The sequence below is a fragment of the Pseudomonas sp. genome (genome assembly GCF_050739655.1).
GTDB lineage: Bacteria > Pseudomonadota > Gammaproteobacteria > Pseudomonadales > Pseudomonadaceae > Aquipseudomonas.
In genome coordinates this window covers 1-24,540 of record NZ_JBOIBY010000582.1, presented here as the reverse complement: position 1 = coordinate 24,540, position 24,540 = coordinate 1, and the positions used below count along the sequence as shown (strand labels likewise).

25 protein-coding genes are annotated in these 24,540 nt (G+C 60.5%); 3 read left to right on the top strand and 22 right to left on the bottom strand.

Annotated elements, in window-relative coordinates:
• Window positions 1-251: 251 nt before the first annotated feature.
• Window positions 252-962 (bottom strand): FadR/GntR family transcriptional regulator, encoded by a 711-nt coding sequence (locus tag ACRESJ_RS27745; RefSeq protein ID WP_431760719.1) that lies wholly within the window; start codon window positions 960-962, stop codon window positions 252-254.
• A gap of 280 nt (window positions 963-1,242) precedes the next feature.
• Between ACRESJ_RS27745 and ACRESJ_RS27740 the strand changes: the two genes are divergently transcribed.
• The 3 genes from ACRESJ_RS27740 (at window position 1,243) to ampC (ending at window position 5,234) form a co-directional block, all read left to right on the top strand.
• Complete coding sequence (locus tag ACRESJ_RS27740; RefSeq protein ID WP_431760718.1) at window positions 1,243-2,589, top strand: MFS transporter; 1,347 nt, start codon at window positions 1,243-1,245, stop codon at window positions 2,587-2,589.
• A gap of 26 nt (window positions 2,590-2,615) precedes the next feature.
• Complete coding sequence (gudD, locus tag ACRESJ_RS27735; protein WP_431760717.1) at window positions 2,616-3,959, top strand: glucarate dehydratase; 1,344 nt, start codon at window positions 2,616-2,618, stop codon at window positions 3,957-3,959.
• Window positions 3,960-4,079: 120 nt separating this feature from the next.
• Entirely contained in the window at window positions 4,080-5,234 is a 1,155-nt protein-coding gene (gene ampC, locus ACRESJ_RS27730) for a class C beta-lactamase (RefSeq protein WP_431760716.1), read from the top strand.
• A gap of 141 nt (window positions 5,235-5,375) precedes the next feature.
• Here the strand turns inward: ampC and ACRESJ_RS27725 are convergent, their stop codons facing one another.
• From ACRESJ_RS27725 to ACRESJ_RS27625, 21 genes are all read right to left on the bottom strand, one after another.
• The gene (locus ACRESJ_RS27725) at window positions 5,376-5,945 is read right to left on the bottom strand and encodes a DUF4174 domain-containing protein (protein WP_431760715.1); all 570 of its coding nucleotides are present in this window, start codon (window positions 5,943-5,945) and stop codon (window positions 5,376-5,378) included.
• A 232-nt stretch (window positions 5,946-6,177) separates the two neighbouring features.
• On the bottom strand, window positions 6,178-6,963 hold the full coding sequence (locus tag ACRESJ_RS27720) for a sulfite exporter TauE/SafE family protein (protein ID WP_431760714.1): 786 nt from the start codon (window positions 6,961-6,963) through the stop codon (window positions 6,178-6,180).
• A gap of 215 nt (window positions 6,964-7,178) precedes the next feature.
• Window positions 7,179-7,916 (bottom strand): hypothetical protein, encoded by a 738-nt coding sequence (locus ACRESJ_RS27715; protein WP_431760720.1) that lies wholly within the window; start codon window positions 7,914-7,916, stop codon window positions 7,179-7,181.
• An 884-nt stretch (window positions 7,917-8,800) separates the two neighbouring features.
• Window positions 8,801-9,661: a CsgG/HfaB family protein gene (locus tag ACRESJ_RS27710; protein ID WP_431760713.1), complete on the bottom strand. Its 861-nt coding sequence runs from the start codon at window positions 9,659-9,661 to the stop codon at window positions 8,801-8,803.
• A 29-nt stretch (window positions 9,662-9,690) separates the two neighbouring features.
• Window positions 9,691-10,104, bottom strand: a complete 414-nt coding sequence (locus ACRESJ_RS27705) for a curli assembly protein CsgF (protein ID WP_431760712.1) — start codon at window positions 10,102-10,104, stop codon at window positions 9,691-9,693.
• Window positions 10,101-10,490, bottom strand: a complete 390-nt coding sequence (gene csgE / locus ACRESJ_RS27700) for a curli production assembly/transport protein CsgE (RefSeq protein WP_431760711.1) — start codon at window positions 10,488-10,490, stop codon at window positions 10,101-10,103. The genes ACRESJ_RS27705 and csgE overlap by 4 nt, the downstream gene beginning before the upstream one ends.
• Complete coding sequence (locus ACRESJ_RS27695; RefSeq protein ID WP_431760710.1) at window positions 10,487-11,026, bottom strand: type II secretion system protein; 540 nt, start codon at window positions 11,024-11,026, stop codon at window positions 10,487-10,489. Before ACRESJ_RS27695 ends, csgE begins: the two co-directional genes overlap by 4 nt.
• Window positions 11,001-11,375, bottom strand: a complete 375-nt coding sequence (locus ACRESJ_RS27690; protein WP_431760709.1) for a type II secretion system protein — start codon at window positions 11,373-11,375, stop codon at window positions 11,001-11,003. Before ACRESJ_RS27690 ends, ACRESJ_RS27695 begins: the two co-directional genes overlap by 26 nt.
• A 4-nt stretch (window positions 11,376-11,379) precedes the next feature.
• Window positions 11,380-11,853, bottom strand: coding sequence for a type II secretion system protein (locus tag ACRESJ_RS27685; protein ID WP_431760708.1), 474 nt, complete (start codon window positions 11,851-11,853; stop codon window positions 11,380-11,382).
• Window positions 11,854-11,855: 2 nt separating this feature from the next.
• Window positions 11,856-13,697, bottom strand: a complete 1,842-nt coding sequence (locus ACRESJ_RS27680; protein ID WP_431760707.1) for a secretin N-terminal domain-containing protein — start codon at window positions 13,695-13,697, stop codon at window positions 11,856-11,858.
• Window positions 13,694-14,212, bottom strand: a complete 519-nt coding sequence (locus ACRESJ_RS27675; RefSeq protein WP_431760706.1) for a hypothetical protein — start codon at window positions 14,210-14,212, stop codon at window positions 13,694-13,696. Before ACRESJ_RS27675 ends, ACRESJ_RS27680 begins: the two co-directional genes overlap by 4 nt.
• Complete coding sequence (locus tag ACRESJ_RS27670) at window positions 14,212-14,760, bottom strand: GspMb/PilO family protein (RefSeq protein WP_431760705.1); 549 nt, start codon at window positions 14,758-14,760, stop codon at window positions 14,212-14,214. Before ACRESJ_RS27670 ends, ACRESJ_RS27675 begins: the two co-directional genes overlap by 1 nt.
• Window positions 14,747-15,292, bottom strand: a complete 546-nt coding sequence (locus ACRESJ_RS27665; RefSeq protein WP_431760704.1) for a PilN domain-containing protein — start codon at window positions 15,290-15,292, stop codon at window positions 14,747-14,749. Before ACRESJ_RS27665 ends, ACRESJ_RS27670 begins: the two co-directional genes overlap by 14 nt.
• A 1-nt stretch (window position 15,293) precedes the next feature.
• Window positions 15,294-16,097, bottom strand: a complete 804-nt coding sequence (locus ACRESJ_RS27660; protein ID WP_431760703.1) for a hypothetical protein — start codon at window positions 16,095-16,097, stop codon at window positions 15,294-15,296.
• A complete protein-coding gene (locus tag ACRESJ_RS27655; protein WP_431760702.1) occupies window positions 16,078-17,784 on the bottom strand; it encodes a GspE/PulE family protein in 1,707 nt (568 codons plus the stop codon). The genes ACRESJ_RS27660 and ACRESJ_RS27655 overlap by 20 nt, the downstream gene beginning before the upstream one ends.
• A gap of 84 nt (window positions 17,785-17,868) precedes the next feature.
• On the bottom strand, window positions 17,869-18,402 hold the full coding sequence (locus tag ACRESJ_RS27650) for a response regulator (protein WP_431760701.1): 534 nt from the start codon (window positions 18,400-18,402) through the stop codon (window positions 17,869-17,871).
• Window positions 18,403-18,624: 222 nt separating this feature from the next.
• On the bottom strand, window positions 18,625-19,593 hold the full coding sequence (locus tag ACRESJ_RS27645; protein ID WP_431760700.1) for a peptidylprolyl isomerase: 969 nt from the start codon (window positions 19,591-19,593) through the stop codon (window positions 18,625-18,627).
• A gap of 14 nt (window positions 19,594-19,607) precedes the next feature.
• Entirely contained in the window at window positions 19,608-21,158 is a 1,551-nt protein-coding gene (locus ACRESJ_RS27640; protein WP_431760699.1) for a cytochrome c/ABC transporter substrate-binding protein, read from the bottom strand.
• A 9-nt stretch (window positions 21,159-21,167) separates the two neighbouring features.
• Complete coding sequence (locus ACRESJ_RS27635) at window positions 21,168-21,809, bottom strand: SCO family protein (protein WP_431760698.1); 642 nt, start codon at window positions 21,807-21,809, stop codon at window positions 21,168-21,170.
• Window positions 21,806-22,462 (bottom strand): SCO family protein, encoded by a 657-nt coding sequence (locus tag ACRESJ_RS27630; RefSeq protein WP_431760697.1) that lies wholly within the window; start codon window positions 22,460-22,462, stop codon window positions 21,806-21,808. The genes ACRESJ_RS27635 and ACRESJ_RS27630 overlap by 4 nt, the downstream gene beginning before the upstream one ends.
• Before the next feature lie 13 nt (window positions 22,463-22,475).
• Window positions 22,476-24,428 carry a cytochrome D1 domain-containing protein gene (locus ACRESJ_RS27625; protein WP_431760696.1) on the bottom strand — a complete coding sequence of 651 codons (1,953 nt, stop codon included), beginning with the start codon at window positions 24,426-24,428 and terminating at the stop codon, window positions 22,476-22,478.
• Window positions 24,429-24,540 lie beyond the last annotated feature (112 nt).

The following is a 24,540-nucleotide window of genomic DNA, read 5'->3' as shown; positions in this document are numbered from 1 at the left end:
ATTGTGGATAGTTTTTCAGGGAGACCGTGTCATCGTTCATCGCGGGCAAGCCCTAATTCCGGTCAGTTAAGGCATTTGTAGGAGCGAGCTTGCTCGCGAAAAACTTAAGGACGCCGCTTTAATTATGATTTTCCGCTTTATCGTTAACGTTTTTCGCGTGCAAGCTCGCTCCTACAAATGCCTTAACTGACCGGAATTAGGGCTTGCCCGCGATGAACGATGACACGGTCTCCCTGAAAAACTATCCACAATCAGCTCGGCGAAAACCGGTCTCGGCTGTTGGTCAAGTGCAGCCACATCGCCGCTCTTGCCGCGTCGGGGTCCTGGCGTTTGATGGCGTTGAGAATCGCCTCGTGTTCAAGATTGGCCAACTGCCCCAACTTGCTCAAATCCACCGCACCGCGTTCAGCCGCGTTGACCCGGGTCCGCGGAATCATGGCGCTGCCCAGATGCTGCATGATTTCGGTGAAACACAGGTTGCCGGTCGCCTCGGCAATCAACAGATGAAAGCGCCGATCGGCCTCGACACAGCTGTCATTGTTTGCCAACAGGTCCTGATAGTCGTCGAGCGCTTGGCGCATCTGCAGCAATTGCTGATCGGTACGACGCATCGCCGCCAGCGCCGCCGCCTGGGTTTCCAGACCCATGCGTAACTCCAGAATGCTGCGCACCCCCAGCGCGGTATCGACGTTCAGCCGCAACCCCTGCTCCGGCGCACGCTCCAGCACAAAGGTGCCAATGCCGTGACGGGTTTCCACCAGCCCGGACGCCTGGAGCTTCGAGATTGCCTCGCGCACCACCGTGCGACTGACACCGTGCTCCTGAACAATCGTGTTCTCCGACGGCAGTTTGTCGCCGGGCGACATCTGCCCGAGCAGGATGCTCTGGGTCAGCTTGGCCACCAGGTCATGGGCCAGGTTGTGGCTGCGTTTGCGGGCAGGCGCGTCGAGGTCTTCTTGCATGGCGGTGATCCAATGGGCGAACTCGCACAATCGTAGCACCGAGGTTGTTTGGAATCTCCTGAAAACACCGCCAACTTGTATGACAACACTCAACAAATGGTCTTTCCAAGGGCTATCTCACAGCCTATTGAAACCGCAAAATGAATAACAACAAGCGATGCAAGCTCCATTTTGCTGGAAAAACACCCTTGCACGCCAAAAAAATCTAGTTGTATGATGTCTATCAACAACACAGTAGTTGTTATACCCCGCATAAAAACAACGAGTGGGAGAAAACGCAGTGAAAACATCCATCGCCGGGATGAACGACGACGCCAATTCAGCGCTGAAGTCCGCCATCTCCAAAGTCAAACGTCACGTCCTGCCGCTGTTCGTCATCATGTTCATCGTCAATTACATTGACCGCGTGAACATCGGCTTCGTCCGCGCTCACATGGAGCACGACCTGGGCATCGGCGCTGCCGCCTACGGCCTGGGTGCCGGCCTGTTCTTCATCGGTTACGCGCTGTTCGAAGTGCCCTCCAACATCCTTCTGCAAAAAGTCGGCGCACGCATCTGGCTGACCCGCATCATGCTGACCTGGGGCCTTGTCGCTGCGGGCATGGCGTTTATCCAGAACGAAACCCACTTCTACATCCTGCGATTTCTGTTGGGCGTGGCTGAAGCCGGGTTCTTTCCCGGGGTGATCTACTACTTCACCCGCTGGTTGCCCGGCGCTGAACGCGGCAAGGCGATTGCGATTTTCCTCAGTGGTTCGGCGTTCGCTTCGCTGATCTCCGGCCCGCTGTCGGGATTGCTCCTGCAAATCAACGGCCTGGGCATGCACGGCTGGCAATGGATGTACTTCATCGAAGGCATGTTCTCGGTAGGCCTGTGCGTGTTTGTCTGGTTCTGGCTGGACTCCAAACCCCACGACGCCAAATGGCTGACTCGCCAGGAACAGGATGCGCTGGTCGAGGCCATCGACGATGAACAACTGGCCCGCGAAGCCGCGACGCCGATCAAACCGTCACTGGGCAAGCTGCTCAAGGATCGGCAAATCATCCTGTTCTGCGTGATCTACTTCTGTATCCAGCTGACCATTTACGCCGCGACCTTCTGGCTGCCGAGCATCATCAAGAAGATGGGCGACCTCAGCGACTTCCAGGTCGGGATGTTCAATTCGATTCCATGGTTGCTATCGATCATCGGCATGTACGCCTTCGCTTCGCTGTCGGGGAAGTGGAAGCACCAGCAAGCCTGGGTCGCCGCCGCGCTGCTGATTGCCGCCACCGGGATGTTCATGTCCACCACCGGCGGGCCGATCTTCGCTTTCGTTGCGATCTGCTTCGCCGCACTGGGTTTCAAATCGGCGTCATCGCTGTTCTGGCCGATTCCCCAGGCGTATCTGGATGCGCGCATCGCTGCGGGTGTCATCGCACTGATCAACTCGGTGGGCAACCTCGGCGGTTTCGTGGCGCCGACCACGTTCGGCCTGCTGGAAGCGCGCACCGGCTCAATCCAGGGCGGGCTGTACGGCCTGGCCGCAACCTCGATCATTGCCGCAATCATCGTTTTTGCCGCCCGCAATAAACCCAAAGCCGCACCTGTCACTGCACCGGGCAATCCAGCGCCCAATCACGCCTGAACTTTGTCTTTGAAAAGGATAAGAACATGACCGCATACGAAACCGCCAAAGCCCCGATCATCACCAGCATGCAAGTGATTCCAGTGGCCGGCCACGATGGCATGCTGCTCAATTTGAGCGGCGCCCACGGCCCGTTTTTCACCCGTAACATCGTGATCCTCAAGGACAACGCCGGCCACACCGGCGTCGGCGAAGTACCGGGTGGCGAACGCATCCGCCAGACCCTCGAAGACGCGCGCAGCCTGGTGGTCGGCAGCCCGATTGGCACCTACCAGAAAATCCTCAATCAAGTGCGCCAGACCTTTGCCGACCGCGATGCCGGTGGCCGTGGCCTTCAGACCTTCGACTTGCGCATCACCATCCATGCCGTCACCGGGCTGGAAGCCGCATTGCTGGATTTGCTCGGTCAGCACCTGGACGTAACGGTCGCCGCACTGCTGGGCGAAGGTCAGCAGCGTGATGAAGTGAAGATGCTTGGCTACCTGTTTTATGTCGGTGATCGTAACGAAACCGACCTCGCCTACCGCAGTGAACCCGAGGCTGACAACGACTGGTTCCGCGTGCGTCACGAGAAGGCCATGACCGCCGAGGGCGTTGTTCGCCTGGCGGTTGCCGCCCACGCGAAATATGGCTTCAAGGACTTCAAGCTCAAGGGCGGCGTACTCAGCGGCGATGCCGAGATCGAAGCCGTCACGGCGCTGGCCGAGCGCTTCCCCGATGCGCGCATCACCCTCGATCCGAACGGTGCATGGTCACTCAAAGAAGCGATCCGCCTGTGCCGTGACCAGCATAAGGTGCTGGCCTATGCCGAAGACCCTTGCGGTGCGGAAAACGGTTACTCGGGCCGCGAAGTCATGGCCGAATTCCGCCGCGCCACGGGCCTGAAAACCGCGACCAACATGATCGCCACCGACTGGCGTGAAATGGGTCACGCGATTCAGTTGCAATCTGTGGACATTCCGCTGGCCGACCCGCATTTCTGGACCATGCAGGGCTCTGTTCGCGTGGCGCAGATGTGCCACGAATGGGGCCTGACCTGGGGCTCGCACTCCAATAACCACTTCGATATTTCCCTGGCGATGTTCACCCACGTCGCGGCCGCCGCACCGGGCGACATCACCGCCATCGACACCCACTGGATCTGGCAGGACGGCCAGCGCCTGACCAAGGCGCCGTTGCAAATCGTCGACGGCTGCGTGCAGGTGCCGCAAAAACCAGGGCTGGGCGTGGAGCTGGACATGGATCAAGTGGCCAAGGCCCATGAACTGTACAAAGGCATGGGCCTGGGTGCACGGGACGACAGCGTGGCGATGCAGTTCCTGATTCCGGGCTGGAAGTTCGATAACAAGCGGCCGTGCCTGGTGCGTTGATTTTTCGGTAGCGCAGCGTTCAAGAGTGAACCCGACTGACCTGTGGGCGGTCGGGTTTAAAAAACAGGGCTCAGTCCCCTAGAATGCCTCGCTACTGAATCACCAATGGACCACACCAGGATGGACAGGCTGAAAACTATCGCCGTTTGCATGGGGCTGATCGCCTCGGGGTTGTTCGCGTCGAGCCAGTGCCTCGCGCAGGACCCGATCGAGACGGTGGTCAATGCCGCCGTACAACCGCTCATGCAATCGCAAGGTATTGCAGGCATGGCGGTAGCCGTCACCGTCAACGGCAAGCAGTACTTCTTCAACTACGGTGTGGCGTCGAAAGAAAACGCCCAACCGGTCACCGAAAACACCTTGTTCGAGATCGGCTCGGTCAGCAAGACCTACACCGCCACCCTCGCCGCTTACGCCCAGGCCAGCGGCAAACTGTCCCTGTCCGACAAGGCCAGTCAGAAACTGCCGGCATTGCGCGGCAGTGCGTTCGACAACATCAGCGTATTGCAATTGGGCACCTACAGCGCCGGTGGTTTGCCCCTGCAATTCCCTGCCGAATTTGATTCCGCCGACAAAATGCTCGGCTACTACAAACAATGGAAACCGGATTACCCCGCGGGTAGCCATCGACTGTATTCGAACCCCAGCCTCGGTTTGTTCGGCTACCTCGCCGCGCAAAGCATGGGTCAGCCATTCGATGAGGTGATGGAAAAAACGATGCTGCCAAAACTCGGCTTGAAGCACACCTACCTCAAGGTGCCGCAGAGTCAGATGAGCCTTTACGCGCAGGGTTACAACAAGGAGGACAAACCAGTGCGGGTCGGCCCGGGAGCCTTGGATTCAGAGGCTTATGGGGTGAAAACCAGTGCGGCGGACATGATCCGCTACGTCGAGGCGAACATGAAGCCTGCGCAGCTGGAGAAATCGTTGCAGCAAGCCATCGCCATCACGCACACAGGCTATTACAAGGTCGGCGACATGACCCAGGGCCTGGGCTGGGAGATCTATCCCTACCCGGTCGAGCTCGACACACTACTGGCCGGCAACTCCGCGCAGATGACGCTTGAACCCCATCAAGTGCAGTGGATCAAGCCACCACAAGCGCCTAAGCAAGACGCGCTGTTCAACAAGACCGGCTCAACCAGCGGCTTCGGTGCCTACGTCGCGTATGTGCCTGGAAAGCAGATCGGGATCGTGATGCTGGCCAACAGGAATTATCCGAATCCGGAGCGGGTCAAGATTGCTCATCGGATTTTGAGTGCCTTGAGCGATTGAAGATCAAAAGATGTGAAACCTGCAGGAGCAAGCTTGCTCGCGATGGACGTCAACGATAACGCGGGGAACCTGATACCCCGCGGTGTCTTCGCGTTCATCGCGAGCAAGCTCGCTCCTACAGGGATTTACGGATACAAGGATTCAATCATCCGGCTGCTCTGGCGGCTTGGTCGGTTTCGCCGGCTTGGCGGGCTTGCCATTCTTGGCGCCCTTGGCCGCAGGCGCCGCTGGCTCGGCAGCCACGGGTGGCGGAGTGGGCGCCGCCATTTCCTTCTCCTCGGCCGGCAGCGCATCAATGGTGGCGAAGATTTTCTTCAGATCCACCGACTTCGATTCTTCCCCCGAACTTTCGAGCTTTATCTCGCCGTCCTTGCCCAGCAGAATCACCTTCGGCAACGCCCCTGCCCCAAGCTTCAGTGCGCGGATCAGGGCCATGGTGTCCTGCTGGCCCATGTCCTTGCCGTCGAGTTGGCCAAACATGTTCAGCACGCTGTACACCTTGATGCTGCGGTCGGCCACACCCTGCTTGTTGGCGGGATCTTCCAGTGATTTCTTCAAGCCCAACCAGACGGGGTCCACGGTGCTTGAGGCGATGACAACCAAGGGACGAGCCAGGCCTTTATAGACATCCATGGGTGAATCGCCGTCGTTGGCGAACAGAGGGCCAGCGAAAGCCAGCAGAGTAGCCAGGGTCAGTGACCTGATGAGCATGCGCATCTCCTTTTGATATCCACGCTCTAATGATTGCGCATCGCGGCGTTCGTTCCGGGGTGACGCTCGGCAAATGTGTCTCGCCTTGTCCCAAGCTTAGGTCAGGGCGGAGGTTGCGCAATTCGACATCGGGGTATCGGCGGATTTTTATGCGAAGGCGATTCGGGGGGACGGCGGGTGAATTTCGGTTCGAAATCTACACCCGCACAGGAGGCAGGGATTGATGCTGGAATCAGAACACCAGTTTGTAACCGATCAATACAAGCATGGTCGCCAGGCAAGGACGCAACACTTCATCGGAGATGCGCCCAGTCAGATGGCTGCCCAGGTAAATACCCGGCAACGAACCCACCAGCAGGTAACCCAGCACATGCCAGTCCATGTTGCCCATGCTCGCATGGCCAAGGCCGGCGACCAGGGTCAGCGGTACGGCGTGGGCGATTTCGGTGCCCACCAGCCGGCGGGTCGGCAGCAGCGGGTAGAGAATGAACAGGGCCACAGTGCCCAGGGCGCCAGCGCCGATGGAGGTCAGGGCGACCATGGTGCCGAGCACCAGACCGGTGATAACGGTGAGGATATTAAGGCGTGTACCGCTGGGGTTGTAGTTGCCACCGGCACGATTGTGGGCGAAGTCGAGGAGGCGCTTCTTGAACAGGATCGCCAGCGCCGTGGCAAACAGAACCACGCCAAGGGCCTGCTTGATGATGGCGTTCATCGCATCCGGCGCCGAGTGCAGGGTGCTCAGGAACCACAGGGTCAACAGCACCGCCGGCACGCTGCCGAGGGTTAGCCAACCGGTGATTTTCCAGTCGATGTTGTTGTTCTTGCGGTGAACCAGCACACCACTGGACTTGGTGATGGCCGCGTACAGCAGATCGGTGCCGACCGCTGTTGCCGGGTTGATGCCAAAGGCCAGCAGGATCGGGGTCATCAACGACCCGCCACCCACGCCAGTCATGCCGACGATAAAGCCGACAACCAGCCCGGCCACGACCAACCCGATGTTCAATAAATCCATTGATACGTCCACAAAGATCGCTGGGGAAATCTGGCCCGCAGCATAGCGATTTTTCTTATAACCAGTTAGATCGTTGCGATCTATCTTTATGCCCCTGCGCCATACCCCTGTGGGACCGGGCTTGCTCGCGAATGCGGTGTGTCAGTCGACATTTGTGTATTTGACATATTGCCTTCGCGAGCAAGCCCGCTCCCCCAAAATGTTGCGCGGTGTATTTATTGGACGGGGAGAAAATTCAGGAACAACAAACTCTGTGCGTAATTCAGGCCGATTCGCCGGTAGCGCTCGTCGAGCATCTGAGTCAGTAAGTCCAGCCGCGCGACGATCTTGCCGAACTCCACGGCAAAACTCAGGTTGCTGCCCTCCTCCGAGATTTCGTTGGAGAACAGCATGGGCTGGCCATCCTTGTTCTGCCGCTGGCTCAGGATCCAGGTGGCGATTTCGATGTTACGTGCAGCGTTACTGACAAACGTCGGGTTGATCGCGTCAGTCATGTAGAACTCCAGGCGATTGCCGTGGGCGGTGACCAGCATGCTGCCGATGGCATAGATAAACGCACCGACCCGGTCGCCGAGAAACTCCGGACTCATGGCAAAGCGCAGTGCCGCCAGGTCCTTCTTACCACCCAGGGTGGGCAACGGTTGCTGCTGTTCGATGGCCATGCGCACTTGCATGCCTGCGGTGCGAGCATCGAGGAAGCCGGATTTTTTCAACTCGTCAGGGTTGCGCAGGTACAACTTGCTCATCAGCAGATAAAGGCTGTCGAGGTTGTCACGCATGGTCAGCGTGGCCATGCGGTCGACGCTCGTTTGCAGAAACTCCTGGGGTTTTCCCTCGCGGATCTGGGTAAACACATTGTTGCCGGACTGATGACTGCACCCGCTGGCACAGAGAAACAACAGACCGGCCAACAGGCGAATTCGGACACGGTTGAAGGGCAACACTCGAACCATAAAGGATTGGGCTGACACATTCCTGTGCGACGGGATTCGTCGCAACGGCAATGGGATAGAGCCGGTCAATTCAAAAAAGTGCAGTGATGGGAGTGATCAATCGATCATCGGCAGGGAAAAGCACACCGGTGCAAAGTTCCGGGATGGGTACAGGCGGAAGATCTGGTTGGCCGGGCGGGCGCCATCGCTGGCAAGCCGGCTCCCACAGGAATTGAGTGCAGCAGCAATATCTAGGTCGGCTGTCAGGGCGCCATCGCTGGCAGGCCAGCTCTCACAGGGATTGAGTGCAGCAGCAAAATTCAGGTTGGCTGGAAGGCCGCCTTCGCGGGCAAGCCTCGCTCCTACAGGGGTTGAGTACAGCAGCAGAAACTTGGTCGGCTGTCAGGCCGCCATCGCTGGCAGGCCAGCTCCCACAGAAAAGCAAATGCAGAGCGGCGCACACCATGCTCTTCACCACTCAACAGGCCGAGTGTCAGCTCGCCTGCAGCTTTTGACCTTGATCCACCCGCCCCCTCGGCAGGCTGAGTGGAGGCGTTCATCCGGGGGGCAGGCGCGCAGCGCCGTGCGGCGAAGCCGCACACATCGAGAGGAGGTGCAGCGCAGCAAACCGGAGGCGATGCCCCCGGATGAATGCCGGAGCGAAGGAACCCCGAGCTTTAGCGAGGGGCCGTACGAAAAGGGCGAGACTTTTTGGTTCCTTTTGTGTCGTTTGACAAAAGGGACTCGCCGTAAGGGCGAAACCATAAGTGGCCGTTACCGCAGAAATGGATATGTACACCCCACAGAGCATGGTCGGCTGTCAGGCCGCCATCGCTGGCAAGCCAGCTCCCACAGGGGATCGAGTACATCCACAAAAACCAGGTCGGCCCGAAGGCCGCCTCGGTTCACTCCTCCTCAGCCACCACCTTGTTCTGCGTCAAGTACCGATCCAGCGTCTCATTGGGCGCAGACACCGAATTATCCCCCGACACCTGCCACAACCGCCGCTCGATGCCCTGGGCCAGCAAGTGCCCCACCGCCGATTCGATCGCCGACAAAACGCACAGTTGCGCCGGTTCGTTGGTGGTGTAGCCGACCTCGGCTTCCAGCAGTTTCTTGAACTCGATGAACTTGAACACGCCGGCACTGCGGGAAACGGAGTAGATGGTCTTGCTGGTCATCACGTTGGCCAGCACCTGGCCGCTGCGTACATCGATGGCCCGCAGGTTGACCGTGACCTGGTCCACGCGATACTCACGGGCAATGTCGATACCCAGGTAGCGCGCCCCTTCCCCGCCGCTGCGCACGTTAGTATCGTAGGCAATGATCCCGCCTTCGAGCATCATGTTCGCCGCCTGCAACGGAGGCAGTTCGGACTGGATGTTCACCGGGGTGTTGGGTTTCTTTTGCGAGGCGCGGATGATCTTGCGTTCGGTCAGCAGGTTCTGCAGCCCTTCACGCTCCAACACCACGAACCAACCGCTGGCCTGCATGGCGTCCATCAGCATGCTCGCCGCGCCCTGGGTGACGCTGGTGGAAAAGGAGCTGGCCGGGGTCGGTTTGTATTGTCCGGTCTGGTCACGGAAGCCATACACCACCGCCATCAAGCGGCCCTTGGGCCGTGGCATGTTGATCAAATCGTAGTAGGTCGAGGCCCTGGGTGTCAGGGTCGGCGTTTTTTCGTCCTGCTCCGCCGGCATCGGCTCGCGCAGACTGCAACCTGTCAATGCCGCCAACATCAGCCCTAGCGCTATTATTTTTTTCATGTCCTTGACTCCCCAACAACCCGAATCCATCAATTCAGACCGTTCACCTTGATTTCGGAAATTTCGCCGGTCGCCCGATCGGTCACTTCAATAGTCAGTGCACCCGAGTCGTCGACGACGTTGACGATGAACGCGTCCGTGGACAGGCTCCCCGTGTTGCCGTTGTTGATGTTGTCCAGCAGCTGCCCCAGCAACCGCGATTGCAGCTGGGCGCTGAACCGCTCCAGGGCCGATGTCCCGGTCGTCGCGCGGCTCTTCAAGTCAGGGTCGTCATAGTCGTTCTGCGCCTGGGCGTTGTTGAGCAACCAGGTGCCGTTCAACGGGTTACCACCGAACGAGGGGTTCACGGGGGTGTAGACCAGTTCGGTGGCCTGGATCAGCGCACTGGCGCCAAGACCGAGCAGGCAAAATCCGGCGTGCTGAAAAAACGTTGTTGTTTTCATAGTTCGTCCCTCTCCAGGTCCGTGGTGTCCTGCAACAAGGCTTCCAGCTTGCGCTGGACAATCTGTCCGCGTACCCAGTCAGCGGCGTCATAGGCCTCGTCCTTGAGCTCCACGGTGTTGGGCGGCAGGAAGCGCCGGTAAATCGTTCGTTGTTGAAAATCCACGGTCACCAGGCTGCCCCAGCGAGCCGAAGGTCGTTCGCGTACCACCAGGTTGAAATCCATCGGGCTGGTGGCGCGCAGGCGTTCACTGAACGAGTAGTAAAAGTCGTGGCCGATGTGCGAAATCGTGTCGTCGATGATGAAACCGAGCATCTCGTCCTCTTCGGCGGCCGAAACAGCCGAGGTGCTCAGCACCAGGATCAAGGCCAGGCAGAAGCGGTTCATGGCTGCAACGCCTGTGGTGCGGTGGACTGACCATTGACCGGTCCCGAGGCGCCATCGGTGAAGGCTTTCTCGGCCACGAACTGCCAGTCCTTGTAGCTGGCCATACCGTTGAAATCCGACCACTGGGTGGGAAAATCCGCCTGCTTGAGGGGCTTGTCCGTGGACGGGCTGCTGATGCCGGTGATGCGTCCGTCGAAGCCGCGCATCAGGAACCATTCGCCGCCGCCAATCGGATCCGGGTACAGCTGCCGCAGGTGGTGCTTGGCGTTGGGGAAACGCTCGTCCTGCAACAGGTCGGCGAGTTCCTTTGGGTACTGCGCCAGGCCTGGCGAGCTGCGGTAGTAGCTGCGCAATGCCTGGGCGTATTGGGTGCCCACCCACAACAACTGGCGTTCGCGATCGCGCCGTGAGGCGGTGGACCACAACTCGCCGGCACTGGCCAGGCCCATGCCCATCACCATGATCAGAAACAGCACACCCAAATAGGTGAAGCCGTCCTCACAAGCTGGCTTACCACTCGGAATACAGGCTGCCATCACGCGCCCTCCCGGTAGCACCGCTCTTGATATCGGCCACACCGCCGGCCACGCCGTCAGGTGGTGCAACCATGACCCAGACGTCCTTGCGCTCGGCAATCGGGTCCATGGGCGCGCTGCGCAGGTAACGTTGTTCGACCAACTGATCGATGGAGTCGGGATAACGCCCGGTGTCGCCGTAGTAGTGATCCAGTGCTTCGCGCATCGCCGACAGGCTCTGGCGCAAGGTGGTCTCTTTGGAGGCCTCCAGGCTGTTGAAGTAGCGTGGCAAGGCGATGGTCATCAGCGTCGCGATGATTGCCATGACCACCATCAGTTCCAGCAGGGTAAAGCCCTTTTCCCGACGCATATGCTCACCACTCCCGGTACGCGATGCCGTTGAGGCCTTTGCCGCGGGCCTTGGAGTAGACGTCAAAGACGTCCTCGCCATCCCGTGGGTTCTCAGCCGAACTGTCATAGGCGCGCAGGCCCCAACCGCCTTCATCGTCACGCTTGGCCGTGGCCAGCGGGTCATGGGGAATGCGCCGCAGGAAGTAGAACTTGGCACCCTTGGCGCTGCGCACATCACGCACGCCATCGACCAGTACTTTCAGGTTCGGCGGGTAGCCGCTGCTGGCCAGCGACTTCTCGATGTAGCCCGCGTCGAAAGCACGTTTGTAAGCGTCGATGGCATCGCGGATCTGGTACAGCGCGGTGCGCAATTCCTGCTCTTTGCCCCGGCGCACCACGGTCTCGGTCAGCGGCGCGGCCATGCCGGCCAGCAGGCCGATCAGGGCCAGCGTCACCACGACTTCGATCAGGGTAAAACCGCGTTGCGAGGCGTTCATGATCAAGGCTTCCCGACGCTGACTTGCACGTTGGTGTTGTTATTGGCCACCGGCTGATCGATGCGATGAGGCTGCTCGGTCGACTCCAGCCGACGGTCCGGCGCCTGGATGTGCATGCTGGTTTCGGTGCCGGTGGTGAACTCCATGTCCGACGGGCTCTGGTACGGTAGGTTGCGCACTACCCGCGGGGTGATCGACAGCACCAGTTCGGATTTGCCGACAGTGTCCTTGTTGCTGCCGAACAGCCGGCCCAGCCCCGGGATGTCGCCAAGGCCCGGGATCTTGTTGCCGGTGGAGCCATGGTCGTTGCGCATCAGGCCCGCCAGGATCTGGGTTTCGCCATCGTGCAGACGCAGGGTGGTCTGGGCGTTGCGGGTATCGACCTGTACCGGAATCGTGCCCTGGCGGGTCGGCTCCAGCGGCGTGGCGTTACTGACTTCCAGCGCGATCTTGATCGCCACTTCGTTGTTCAGGTGCACGGTTGGCTGCACTTCCAGTTTCAGACCGACGTCCAGGTAAGTCACGCTTTCAGTGATCACCGGTCCCTGGGTCGACGGTACCGAGGTGGCGCTGATGATCGGTACGCGCTGACCGATGTGGATACGCGCCTGTTCGCGGTTGCTTACGCGGATCACCGGGCTTGCCAGGGTGTTGATGTCGTTGTCCTGGGCGTTGATCTTGGCCTGCGGCGACGGCGAGATGGTGATGCGGCTGGAGTCGATACCTTTGAGCTGGTCAAGCAAGGTCACGGCCGAACCGTCGCTGTTGACTACGCCGAAGGTGTTCGGCCATTGCAGGCCAAGGTCGAGAATGCGCTGGGTGGCGACTTCCATCACTTCCACTTCCAGCACCACTTCGGGGTTGGACTGGTCTTGCGATTGCAGAAGCTTTTCCGCCATGCGGATGGCATCGCCGGTGTCGCGCATGGTCAGGGTATTGAGGCGTTCATCGACGAACACGTCGCGGGTCTTGAGCATGGTTTTGACCATGTTCAAGGCGGTGTTGGCGTCGATGCTGGTCAGGTAGAAGGTGCGCATCACCAGCTCCTGATAATCCTTGAGCTTCTGCGGCGAATCCGGGTAGATCAGCAGGGTGTTTTCGTTCACCACTTTCTGGTGCAACTGGTTCTGTTGCAGCAGCAGTTCCACGGCGTCTTCGATGCGCACATCGCGTACGAAGATGGTGGCTTTCATGTCTGGGCGCAGGTCTTTGTCGAAGATGAAATTCAGGCCGGCCACTTGGGACAGTACTTCGAAGATGGTCTTGAGGTTGGCGTCGCGAAATTCCAGGGTGACCGGCTTGTCCAGGCGCGTGCGCAACTGCGGATAAGGAATGACATTGCGGCTCTGCACCAGGCGCACGTTGCTTTGCAGTTCCAGGGCTCCTTCGTTGTTGGGGTCCAGTTCCAGAATCTGTTTGACCTGACGTTCGGCGGCGTAGATGTCGCCGCGACGCAGGTCGCCACGGGCCAGCTCTAGTTTTTCATCGAGGCTGCGCATGTGATCGAGCTGGCGGATGGAGTCCTGGGCCCGACGGTTGCTCGGCTCCAGGGTCAGCACCCGGCCGTAGGTCAGGCGGGCCGAGGCGAAGTCGCGTTGCGCGCGCTCCAGGTCGCCTTGGGCGAGCAACGCCGTCACCGCCCGGGCACGACCACTGGTCAGCGCCAGGTGCAACTCGGTGTCGCGCGGATTTTCCCGCAAGCCTTCCTGGATCCGTGCCAGGCCGGCTTCGTACTGACCCGAGGCCAGCAATTCGGTCCCTTCATCCTTGGCAACCTGCGCCGAGCTGCATGCAGCCAGCCCTGCACACAGGCACATGCTCATCAACAGACGGGATTTGTTCATTGCGCGCTCCCCACAGACAAGGTCTGGGACAAATGCAGAGGCAAATAGACCAGGCTCAATTCCATGTCGGAAATCCGCTCGATCTTCCATGTTGCGTCGATCACATCCCCTTTGCGCACGACGTAGATCTTTTCGCCGCTCTGCAGGAAAACCTGCAGATCGGTACGGTCATCCATCCGACCAATGAACTGGAAAGGCATGGCTGGTGCAGTGGGGGCCTGCACCACGGGCGCTACGTTGACAGGTTGTTCGGTGACGCTGGCAAGCTTGGGTGCAACCTTCCAGCTACCGGCAGTGAACAGGTCGCCGGTCGGGCTCAGGTCTTTGATCGCAACGGTTGCAGCGGCGGCTTTGCTGGCCGTTTTCGCGCCGTCGGCCTTGTCCTTGGCAGGCGTGGCAACGGCGGTCACTTGCACGTCACTGTCATCAGCCTGCTTGAAGTATTCGGGCAACCAGGTCAGCGCCGCGGCTACGCCGAGGAACGCTACCCAACCCACTACGCGTTTATTGTTCATCATGACCTCGACAGGTAAAGGGTCATGCGGATCCGTCCGGTCAGGTCGGTGTCGGCGATTTTCTTGCGCTGCAGCTCCAGGTCTTCCACCACCACCGCCGGCAACTGGCCGAGCAAGGCGTGCATGAATCGCCGCAGTTGCGGGTAGCTGCCCTTCACCGGCAGCAGAATCTGATAACGGGCCAGATGGGTCTTGGGATCGATCCCCAGGGAGTACTCGCCGCGCGACAGGGTGATGCGTTCCTGGGCGGCCAGGGCGTAGATCTTGTCGATGGCCACGGTGGCTTGAGGTTGCGACGGCAACTTGCTGCGGAAATCATCGAGCTGACGTTGCGGTACCACGGGCGCGGCCACCGTGCCGTCTTCGACCTTGGCCAGGTATTCGCGGGCTTCCTGGGTTTGCTGGCTGAGGTCCTTGAGTGAATGCCATTCCGGCAACAATCCCAGCAGGCCGTAAGTCAGCGCCAGCACCACCAGGGCCAACCCTGCCAGGCCTGGAACACCCAGGCTTTGCAGGTATTCGTGGACGATCAATTTAGGGATTTGCATCGCCAATCTCCCAGGTAGCCGACAGGTTGAACCGAACCGGTTGCTCCGGCACGTTCGTGACAATCTCGTGGCTCAGCAGCGATACATCGGACAGCTCGTCGGTGGCTTCAAGGCGCTGGTGGAAATCGAGCATCGCTTCCAGGTCCCGTGCTTCGGCGCTGATCCGCACCTGGCCCTTGCGGGCATCCGGGGTCAGGGTCAACAGGGCAACGTTTTCCCGGGGCATGGCTTCGAGCGTGGCGAACAGACGTTCCCATGGCCGGCGCAGCTGTTGCGAAACCTTGCGCATCTCAGCCAGGTTCTGCGCCTGTTCGCGGGTTTCGGCAGGCGTCAGGCTGACCTTGGTGCCGGTGTCGCCATTAAGCACACGCTGGGTGGTCTGCAGGTGACCCTGCTGCAGTTCAGACTCGCCGCTGACGTGTTGCCCAAGCACCATGCAGGTCAGCGCGAGCGCTACGCCACCGGCCAGCAAACTCCAGCCCAGTGGGGTCGAGCGGCTGCGCGGTTGAAAGTCGAGCATTAGCCGGCGCATGTCAGGCCACCGCCCGGGACATGACGTACAGGTAATCGCGTACGGCAGTCCGGTCCTCTTCAAGGGTGCGCAGGTGCACACCGGGCACTTCAGGATGCGTGTCGATACGGGCCGGCGCATGCAGGTAAACGTTCAGTGGCCGTTCACTGGAGCAGGCTTGCAATTGGCTTTCACGACCGATCAGCGCGGTCAGTGCCGCATCACTGTCGTTGCTGCCCACTGAACGCACCGAGGTCCAGCGGCCTTCCCGCGCCACCAACAACACGCTGCGTACCGGCTCGGCGACCACGAACAGGAAGTCGCCAGCGTCAAAACTTCTATCGAAGTGATTGAACGCCGCCATCAAGTACGGCTGCACCGAACGCAGGCGCAGGCCCCGACCACTGGCCAGCGTGCGCAGATGATCGAGCAAGTCCTGGGGCAACGCGGTGGCGATGCGATCAAAGCCTGCTGGTTCGGCCGAGAGCACCAGGCTCCAGGGTTGGCTCACGGCACCGTAAAGGTCTTCGAAGCACAGTTGGGCAAACCCGCGCAGTTCATCCGGGCTGCTGATCTGCTCGCTCCAGGGCACCAGGCAATACCGGCTGAAGTGTCCGGAAATCACCACGGTCAATTCCGCACCGGCGCGGGTGTGTTCACCCAGTAGACGGTCGAGGGTTTCCAGGGCCACGGTCCACGCCTGGAAGCCTTCATCGATGTAGCCGACGCTGCCCAACCACAGGGTTTCGCTGCCCTGACGCTGGCCGAGGCCGACACTGCTGGCGCCGAGTACGGCGACATAACGCTCACGAGATAAAAGTGACACGATTGATCTCCTCGAGAGTGGTACGGCCTTGTTGCACCAGTTCCAGCGCCGATTCGCGCAGCAGGCGCAAACCGCGTTTGCAGGCGTGGGCCTTGATTTTCGAAATGGGTTGGCGCTCGACGATCATTTGCCGCAGTTCGTCGTCCAGGTGCAGCAGCTCGGCAATCGCGCTGCGCCCGCGGTAACCGGTGCCGCGGCAGTGACCGCAGCCCTTGCCATGGACGAACTGGTAGTGAGCGACCTGTTGCGGATCGAGCCCCGAGATCTCCAGTTCTTCTTCAGTCGGGGTGTAGGGGGTGCTGCAACTGCTGCACACCAGGCGGATCAAGCGCTGGGCCAGCACCGCATTGAGTGCGGAGACAAGGCTGTAGGGATCGATTTCCATCTGGGTGAAACGGCCGATCACGTCGAACACGTTGTTGGCGTGAATGGTGGTGAACACCAGGTGCCCGGTGAGTGCCGACTGCACAGCGATCTGTGCGGTGTCCGGGTCACGGATTTCACCAACCATGATCTTGTCCGGGTCGTGACGCAGGATCGAGCGCAGGCCCCGGGCGAAAGTCAGGCCTTTCTTTTCGTTGACCGGGATTTGCAGCACGCCCGGCAATTGATATTCAACCGGGTCTTCGATGGTGATGATCTTGTCCACGCCGTGGTTGATCTCGGTGATCATCGCGTACAGCGTGGTGGTCTTGCCGCTACCGGTGGGGCCGGTGACCAGCACCATGCCGTAGGGTTCGGCCGCCAGCCGGCGCAGTTGGCGCAGGGTTTCTTCTTCGAAGCCCAGGGCTTGCAACTGCACACCGCAGACCTTGTCGGCCAGATCCTGTTTGTCGAGAACCCGCAGCACCGCGTCTTCACCAAAAATGCTGGGCATGATCGACACCCGAAAGTCGATCTGCCGACCGCTGATGCCGATCTTGAAGCGGCCGTCCTGCGGCACGCGTTTCTCGCCGATGTCCAGTTCGGCCATGACTTTGACCCGGGAAATCACCTGTTCGGCGAATTCGTTGCCCTGGATCTTGCTGATGTTGTTCAGCACGCCATCGATGCGGTACTTGATCACCAGGCCGCTGCCAGTGGTGCCCAGGTGGATATCGCTGGCGTGCATTTTCAGCGCGTCGTAAAGGGTCGAGTTGACCAGCTTGACCACTACGCTTGAGTCTTCGCTGATGCTGGTCAGGGACAGGCTTTGCAGGGTATCGATTTCGCCGCCGGCATCGCTTTGGGCGTTGAGGGATTCCACCGCGTGGAAGCTCTCTTCGTGACGCGCCAGGTAGGCCTTGAGGTCATCGGTATGCACCAGGTACAGGGGCGCGCCGTGCAGGCAGTCGTCGATCCACGCCAGGCGTGCGGTGTCGAAAGGGTCGGCAAATACGCCGATGACCGCGTCGTCGTGGCGCAGCAGGATGAATTCGCGCTTGAGGCACTGGGCCAGGGTGACCCGGTCGAAAACAGGTGTGGATTGAAACAGGCTGTCGGTGTCGAGCACCGGGTAATGCAGGGTGGCGCCGAGGCAGTGAATGAAAGGCATCGGTGCCAGTTCGCACAGCTCACCGAGGGCATCGAGCATCCGTTCGCCCGACGTTGTAGCCAATGCACGCGCCTGGGCGAGTTGCTCACTGGTAAAACGGGTGGGTACACAATCCAGCGGCACAGCATCAACGACAAGTGATAGACGGTCCATGGCTTGCTCTCCAACGCCCGGGGCTTTTAGCCCTGTCGGCGCGGCGAGCAATTGCGGCGGGTGCCGGAACGTCTTGTCGCGCCATTACTCCCCGGTGAGCAATTGTTCGTCGTCTGGCGCTTTGGAGGCCGATGAACTTCGTCGGCGATCTGCTAGCACCCAACTACCGTCGTACAACTGCAGCGGGAAACTTTCGGTCCTGCTCTGGCGTCGTTCGACGAATCCTTCGGATGTGCTCACATTCGCTTTGGGTTCACGCTGCACCTGAAGAAGATCGCAGACTGCACGGGCCAATTCCGCCAAAGGAAACGGTTTGAACAGGACATGGCTGACTCCCAGCTCCCGGGCCCTTTCGCAAACCTCTGCGGTGGGGTGCCCGGTAATCAGCACAAAATGACACTTCCTGTTCTGGCGGACAGCCTCGAGCACCTCAAAGCCTTCCATATCGGGCAAGCGGTAATCGAACACCATCACATCGGGGGCAAATGTTTCGGCTTCGCCGATTCCATCTACCCCGTTATGAGCAATCCGGACTTCCAACGCTTGCGCCTGCAGGTAACCCTGGAGGTTTTGAGCAAGCAGTTGTTCGTCTTCAACAACCAGTACTTTGTTTAACAAGGTGGACTCCTTGAAACCGCAGGTCCGAATACCGAGCCTGGTGGAGTGCGCGCCTTGATAGGGCTAACGCACACTTCATGCCAGGCTGAGCGCCGGTAATTTTATGTATTCATGTCCTTGAATTTAAACGTAATGCCTTTTCGTCCACATGCCCCATCCCCCAAAAGCGGGGAAAAGCGAACGGAGGTACATTGATGCTTTTCCCCACTGTTGGGGAAATCCTCAATCGCCGTCAGTCCGTTCGATTCGATTGCTGGATCGCAACTGCGCCAGTACCTGTAGACGAGTTTGAACCTGTTTCTGTCGGGCGAGGTAGGCCCGAACCAATTCAAGTCCTTGCTCATCTGTGACATTGGTCGCCTCCATTCGGTTCTGTAGATAAATCAGGTGCCATCCCACCGCCGTGCGCACCGGCTCGCTGACTGCCCCCGGCGTCAACGCGAAAGCGGCCGCTTCGAACTCAGGCAGCATGCGCCCGCGAGGAAAGTAGCCCAGATCGCCACCCTTGCTGGCCGAGTCGTCTTCGGAACCTGTGCGGGCAGCACTGGCGAAGCTGGCTTCCTGACTGCCTGCACCCTGAACGATACTCGTGCGCATTGTCTCCAAGCGTAGTCTGGCTGCGGCCACAGTGGAAGCATCCGAACCCTGAGGCACTTTGATCAGGATATGCCTGACCTGTATTTCCTCTGGCCGGTTCATCTCGGCCCGGTGCTCTTCGAAAAACGCCCGCACCTCTTTTTCGTCCGGTTCCCCCACTTTGGTCAGTTCGGCAAACATCTGCTGGGCCGCCATGTCCCGGCGGGTGTATTCGATATAGGCGGCCTCATCGAATCCGGCGTCTTCCAGGCGGCGGGCGAACACTTGCGGGCCGCCCATGGCCTGACGTGTCTGATCGACCTGGCTTTGTACCGTGGCATCGCTGATCACCACCCCGCGCTTGACCGCTTCCTGCCAGAGCAATTCCTTGTCGATCAAGGCGTCCAGCGCGGCCTTACGCAGCTGTTTGTAGGCGCTGGGGCTGCGGATGCTGGCGACTGCCCTGCCCTGATCCTCCAGGTACTCGGCGAAATAACGCTCCAGGCGCATCTGGGAAATTTCCTCGCCATTGACCCGTGCCGCGGCCGGACCATTGCTGCAAAACGCGGCGGGAGCCCACAACGTCAACAACAACGCAAAAGTCTTGAGTTTCATATTCGGCCTCCGGTCTAGGGCATGGCGGCAATGGGTTTGTAAGGGGCAACCAGATAGAAACGCTGGTCCGACAGATCCACTGTGACGATATGGGCGCCGCTCAGGCCCCGACGGCGGCCCGGTCCGAAGCTGATCAATGGGGTCAGGCCGGTATCGAAGTCGTGCAGGCCTTCCAGGGCGTTGATCAGTTTCTCGCGGCTGGCATCGCGCCCAGCCTGTTTCATGCCTTCGCTGAGCAGCATCATTGAACTGTACGCGCCGACTTGCAGCACCGCATGTTCGCCTCCCAGCCTCTGGCGATCGCGCAACTGGGTCAGGGCCTGGCGCCCGGCGCTCGTCCAGTCGCTGGGCACGAATGGATAGGCCAGAAATACCCTTCGGGAAAAACTGCTGGGCACTTGCAGCAGATCACCCGCCACCTGATTCGACGCGGCAAACAGGTAAGGCACCTGCCCGGCCTTTTGCAGGCGCTCGGCCAGGCGAGTGAAACCGCCGCTGCTGCCCAGGTAAAACACCGAGCGCGAGCCCAGCGGCAATTCGTCCTGCGGTGACTGGTAAACTTGCAGGCGCACTTGCTGCCAGGCGTTGTCTTGCAGGTATTGGGCGAGCTTTTCTGCCGCCAGCCGTTGGCTGGGGTCTTGCGGATAGACAATCAGCGTCGGCCCCTGCAGCACCCGCAAGCTGGCGGCTGCATAGTTGGCCAAGGCGATCATTTGCTCGCGCAAGCCCGGCAGCGGCTCAAAGATCTGCCGGCTGGTCTGGGCCGTGCCTTGCAATGACAGTGGCCCGATCAAGGGCACGCCTGCATAGTCAAGGAGCAACGCCAACTCCGTATCGAGCGCGGGGACCAGCGGCGCAATCATGGCGAAGACTTGTTCCTGATCGATCAGTTGATTGAGCGCCTGCACGGCGCTGGCGCGGTCCGGTCCCGGATCGAGGATGGTCAGGCGCAACTGCCGCCCGTGAATGCCACCCGCCTCATTGATGCGCGCCACACTGCCCCTGAGCACCGCTGCCACGGTGGCGCCCTCGTCTCTCAGCGCTCCGGTGCTGGGCAACAAAGTGCCCAGGTGCAGGCTGTCGGGGCTCAGCCCCGGATCGCGATCATCGGCCAGGCGCTTGAGGTACGCCGTGAGGTTGCGTTGATCATTCATTGACAGCACGAAGCGCGGCATCGCCGGGTCGAGCCGATTGCGGCCGGGGTCACGTCCTTCCTGCACCGCCCTGGCCAATGTGCTGTCGGTATAGGCCGGGTACGTGCGTCCGTTGACCTGCTGCTGACCATAGGTGCTGGTCAACCGCGACCAAGTCAACTCAGGTGGGCGCACCCCGCCCTCCGGACGCCCCAGCCCATCGACGCCATGACAGTTGGCGCACGGCACACTGGTCGCCGGCAACAACATGCCCGTCGCCCCGATCCGCGCCATGATTGGCTCACCGCTGGCCGACACGCCCTCACGGTACAAACGTTTGCCCGCGATTTCGCTGGGCGTCAGCGGCAGCGCCTGGGCAGCCAGGTTCAGACCGCAGGAGATCAACAGGCCGAAGATGAGGGCTTTTTTCATGGCGCGGACTCAACGGCCAGCCACGGGCATTGTCAGCAACTGCAAGCGCTGGGCAATGGCGGCGGCCGGGGCGTCAGGACGGATTTTACTCCAGCGTTTGTTGGCCACGTCACCCACGATCAACTGCGTGGAGTGCTGCTCGGGGCTCGGTATGACCTGGCCAATGCGTCCAAGGACAAGGTCCATTTGCGCTTTGTCGCCGGTGAGAAAAAGCCAGTGCGGGCCATCGACGCCCTGCTTCAAGGTATAAGCCTTGAGTACCGCCGGCGTATCGCGCAGCGGATCACTGGTAAGGGAGATAAAGGTGATGCCGTCTGCCTTGTCGCCCAGTACTTCACGTACTTCCTTGAGCTTTTGGGTGATCAGCGGGCAGGCATCGTTGCAACTGGTAAAAATCACATTGAGCAGCACCACGCGGTTCTGCAATGCATCACTGTAGAAGCGCAGGGTATTGCCGTTCTGGTCCTGCAACGGGGTGTCGGTGAACCAGGTTTTTGCGTCACGGGTGCCACCGGCCGGTTGCGCGGCAGCCGTTGCCGGCGCCGCTGCTTCAGAGGCTGGCGCCGCGTCCCCATGCCCCTCATGGGAAAACGCCAGGGAGCTGCTGACGCCAAAGCACAGTGTCACAAAGATCGAGGCGAGCGCTTTCATGGCTGTTGCTCCATGGCAATGGCGGTGTGCTTGGCGTGGGCATTACGTTCACCGCTGAGCTTCTCGACCTCACGGGCGAGCACCGCCGGGTCGGTGAAACCGTAATAGCGGGTCCAGTGGCGGTTGTTGCCGTCGCCCACCAGGATCAACGGCTGGTGGCTTTTGAAGTCACCGCTGAAACTGCCCAGCCCCTTGAGGGTTTCGTTGACCGACTGCGGCGAGCCGGTGAGCCAGCTCCAGCCCGGCCCCTTCTGGAAAGTACGGGCGTAGTCGTTCAGGCGCTGGGCGTCGTCACGCTGTGGGTCGATGCTGATCGACACCAATTGCACCTCTGTGCCGACCCGCGAGCCCAATTGCTGCTGCACCTTGCCCATGATCGTCGACACCACCGGGCAGACCGTGGTGCAACTGGTGTAGATGAAGCTCATGACCACGATCTTGTTGCTGATCAGGTCTTTTTCCAGGCTGACGGTCTTGCCGTCCTGGTCCACCAGCGCCACGTCGGCGAACTTGACCTGGGCGCTTTCGGAGCTGGCGCTTTTGGCCGCTACGTTGTGCCCGGCGTGTTCATCCGTCGAGTGAGCCATGGCTTGTCCGATACCAGCGGCCAACAGGCAAAGTGTCAGCAGTCCACGATGTGTAAATCGGTTCATGTCGATGTCCTCTTCAATGAGCTTCGCCGGGCAGCACCCGAACGCTGGCAAAAGTCTGGTCGCCGAAATTCGCACCCAGTGACGCCGCACGCACGTGCAGGTACCAGGCACCTTTCTGGTCGAGGGTTACCGGGGCTTCATAAACGCCGTTACCGACATCCCGGGCGGCCACCATTTGTGGCCTTGAACTCGGTGCCAGGAAGTAGCGCACCTGCACGTCCTTGACCCCGCTTCGCGTGGCCTTCTGTTTGCCCTGGAGGATGCGGAAACGTACGGTATAAGGGCTGCCCAGTGCAGCGGTGGACTTGTCGAGCATGAACTCCACTTTCGCCGCGCCAACGGCGTGCTCGATGCTGCTGTTCGCCTCGACCACGGTGTTGAAGCAGTGGACGATGCTCGGTTGATTAAGCAGGAATGCCACGTCGAAACGCCCGGCCGGCGGCAGTTTGATCCGCGCGCTGTAGAGGCCCGGCTCGATTTCGCGCAGGCTGCGATCGATCACCAGCGCCGCCCGCGCCGCCTGTCCGCGATTGGGGTAACCGGACATCGGTGCGTTCATGCCTTCGGCGTAGAAGTAGGTGGTGTTGTCCACTGGGTTGACCGCGAACACCGCGTTGTCGTCACGCGACACGGCCAGGCTCGAAGCCAGTGGCAAGTCACCCGCCAGGCGCGGCGACTGGGTGCCCGCCTCGAACCCCTGGATGATCGGCTTGCGGCCTTCACCCAGCGACGCCAGGTTGATCATGGTCACCTTGGCCGACGCCAGCCCGCGAACGTAGGCGTAGGCCTTGGTGAACACCACCTGATAAGGCTCGGCGGAGACGTCCATTTCATGGATCAGCGAATCGGTGGCCGCGTCGATCACCGCGGCCTGGTTCTCAAGCGTGTTAAGCACGATGCCGAAACGGCCATCGGCGCTGAAGCCCATCGGGCCAAGGCCCTGTTTCAGTTTAATCACCCGCCGCACCGATTGGCTCGCGGCGTCGACCACCGTGACCGTGCCGTCCTTGCCATCAGCCACGTAGGCTGCGCCGGACAGCGGCGAGTACACCACTGACAACGGGTGCGAGCCGGTCTTGAGCTGTTTGATCAGGGTCAGGCTGGCGACATCGATGATGCTGACTGTGCCGTCGTCGCGGTTGGTGACGAAGGCGAAACGGCTGTCCTTGCTGAAGGCAATCTCGTGGTGCCCGCCGCCAGTGGCCAGGTGTTTGAGGGTCTTGAGGCTGCGGGTGTCGATCACCGTGACGCCGGATTGCTCCGCCGACTCGGCGTTGTTGCCCACCCACAGCAGACGTTCATCCGGTTGCAAGGCCACGCGCACCGGGTTGCTGCCTGCGGCCACCGAATCGACCACCTTGAACTGTTCGCTGTCGATCACCGCCACTTCGCCAGCGGTCGGCATCGAGACGAATACCCGCTTGTTGTCCCTTGGGGTGACCCAATCCATCGGCGGTTGCTTGATGTCGATCCGGGCCATGGTGCTGGTGATGCCGCCCACAGACACCGAAGGGTCCACCACCATGACGCTGGCATCGCGGTTCATCACCAGCAGGAAGTAGCTGTTGAGGTCGAGCAGCGGCCGCGCGCCGATGTTTGATCTGAGGAATGTGCTCACTCGGGACTTGCAGCTTTTGTCGCGACCCTGTGCCTTGTCGGCAGCGGTGACTTCCGGGTCGACCCAGGCACCGGGCGCGACGCCCGCCAGCGGTTGACCGGAGGCTTTGTCGGTGACGCGAAATTGCACGTCGGCAAATTCACCTTCGCGCAGCACGCCGTCCTCGGCCAATGGCCGCACCTGCATGGCCACCGAAACGCCGTCGCGTTCAAGGGTCTGACCGGTCCAGGTGTCGGGCAGCGCCACTTCGCTGAGCAGGGTTGGCGGCGTCGTGCGTGATACCCCAAACCAGATCAGGGCAGCCCCGACAGCGAGCGCACAACTGGCGAATGTGATGGTCCTGTTCATTGCAAAACTCCCCTTCAGATCTTATGCCCGCCTTTCGCTCTACTGTGGGAGCGAGCCTGCTCGCGATAGCGTCATCCGCCTCACCACGAAACACCGAGGCGACCTCATCGCG

What these genes read in the sequence shown, in the direction of transcription:
- ACRESJ_RS27635 (WP_431760698.1), bottom strand. Translation starts at nt 21,809, where the DNA reads ATGAAAGCGCTCGCCTCGATCTTTGTGACACTGTGCTTTGGCGTCAGC.
- ampC (WP_431760716.1), top strand. Translation starts at nt 4,080, where the DNA reads ATGGACAGGCTGAAAACTATCGCCGTTTGCATGGGGCTGATCGCCTCG.
- ACRESJ_RS27685 (WP_431760708.1), bottom strand. Translation starts at nt 11,853, where the DNA reads ATGAACGCCTCGCAACGCGGTTTTACCCTGATCGAAGTCGTGGTGACG.
- ACRESJ_RS27630 (WP_431760697.1), bottom strand. Translation starts at nt 22,462, where the DNA reads ATGAACCGATTTACACATCGTGGACTGCTGACACTTTGCCTGTTGGCC.
- ACRESJ_RS27695 (WP_431760710.1), bottom strand. Translation starts at nt 11,026, where the DNA reads ATGGCAGCCTGTATTCCGAGTGGTAAGCCAGCTTGTGAGGACGGCTTC.
- ACRESJ_RS27665 (WP_431760704.1), bottom strand. Translation starts at nt 15,292, where the DNA reads ATGCGCCGGCTAATGCTCGACTTTCAACCGCGCAGCCGCTCGACCCCA.
- ACRESJ_RS27720 (WP_431760714.1), bottom strand. Translation starts at nt 6,963, where the DNA reads ATGGATTTATTGAACATCGGGTTGGTCGTGGCCGGGCTGGTTGTCGGC.
- ACRESJ_RS27625 (WP_431760696.1), bottom strand. Translation starts at nt 24,428, where the DNA reads ATGAACAGGACCATCACATTCGCCAGTTGTGCGCTCGCTGTCGGGGCT.
- ACRESJ_RS27680 (WP_431760707.1), bottom strand. Translation starts at nt 13,697, where the DNA reads ATGAACAAATCCCGTCTGTTGATGAGCATGTGCCTGTGTGCAGGGCTG.
- ACRESJ_RS27690 (WP_431760709.1), bottom strand. Translation starts at nt 11,375, where the DNA reads ATGCGTCGGGAAAAGGGCTTTACCCTGCTGGAACTGATGGTGGTCATG.
- ACRESJ_RS27645 (WP_431760700.1), bottom strand. Translation starts at nt 19,593, where the DNA reads ATGAAACTCAAGACTTTTGCGTTGTTGTTGACGTTGTGGGCTCCCGCC.
- ACRESJ_RS27675 (WP_431760706.1), bottom strand. Translation starts at nt 14,212, where the DNA reads ATGAACAATAAACGCGTAGTGGGTTGGGTAGCGTTCCTCGGCGTAGCC.
- ACRESJ_RS27745 (WP_431760719.1), bottom strand. Translation starts at nt 962, where the DNA reads ATGCAAGAAGACCTCGACGCGCCTGCCCGCAAACGCAGCCACAACCTG.
- ACRESJ_RS27715 (WP_431760720.1), bottom strand. Translation starts at nt 7,916, where the DNA reads ATGGTTCGAGTGTTGCCCTTCAACCGTGTCCGAATTCGCCTGTTGGCC.
- csgE (WP_431760711.1), bottom strand. Translation starts at nt 10,490, where the DNA reads ATGAACCGCTTCTGCCTGGCCTTGATCCTGGTGCTGAGCACCTCGGCT.
- ACRESJ_RS27640 (WP_431760699.1), bottom strand. Translation starts at nt 21,158, where the DNA reads ATGAAAAAAGCCCTCATCTTCGGCCTGTTGATCTCCTGCGGTCTGAAC.
- ACRESJ_RS27725 (WP_431760715.1), bottom strand. Translation starts at nt 5,945, where the DNA reads ATGCTCATCAGGTCACTGACCCTGGCTACTCTGCTGGCTTTCGCTGGC.
- ACRESJ_RS27655 (WP_431760702.1), bottom strand. Translation starts at nt 17,784, where the DNA reads ATGGACCGTCTATCACTTGTCGTTGATGCTGTGCCGCTGGATTGTGTA.
- gudD (WP_431760717.1), top strand. Translation starts at nt 2,616, where the DNA reads ATGACCGCATACGAAACCGCCAAAGCCCCGATCATCACCAGCATGCAA.
- ACRESJ_RS27705 (WP_431760712.1), bottom strand. Translation starts at nt 10,104, where the DNA reads ATGAAAACAACAACGTTTTTTCAGCACGCCGGATTTTGCCTGCTCGGT.
- ACRESJ_RS27710 (WP_431760713.1), bottom strand. Translation starts at nt 9,661, where the DNA reads ATGAAAAAAATAATAGCGCTAGGGCTGATGTTGGCGGCATTGACAGGT.
- ACRESJ_RS27670 (WP_431760705.1), bottom strand. Translation starts at nt 14,760, where the DNA reads ATGCAAATCCCTAAATTGATCGTCCACGAATACCTGCAAAGCCTGGGT.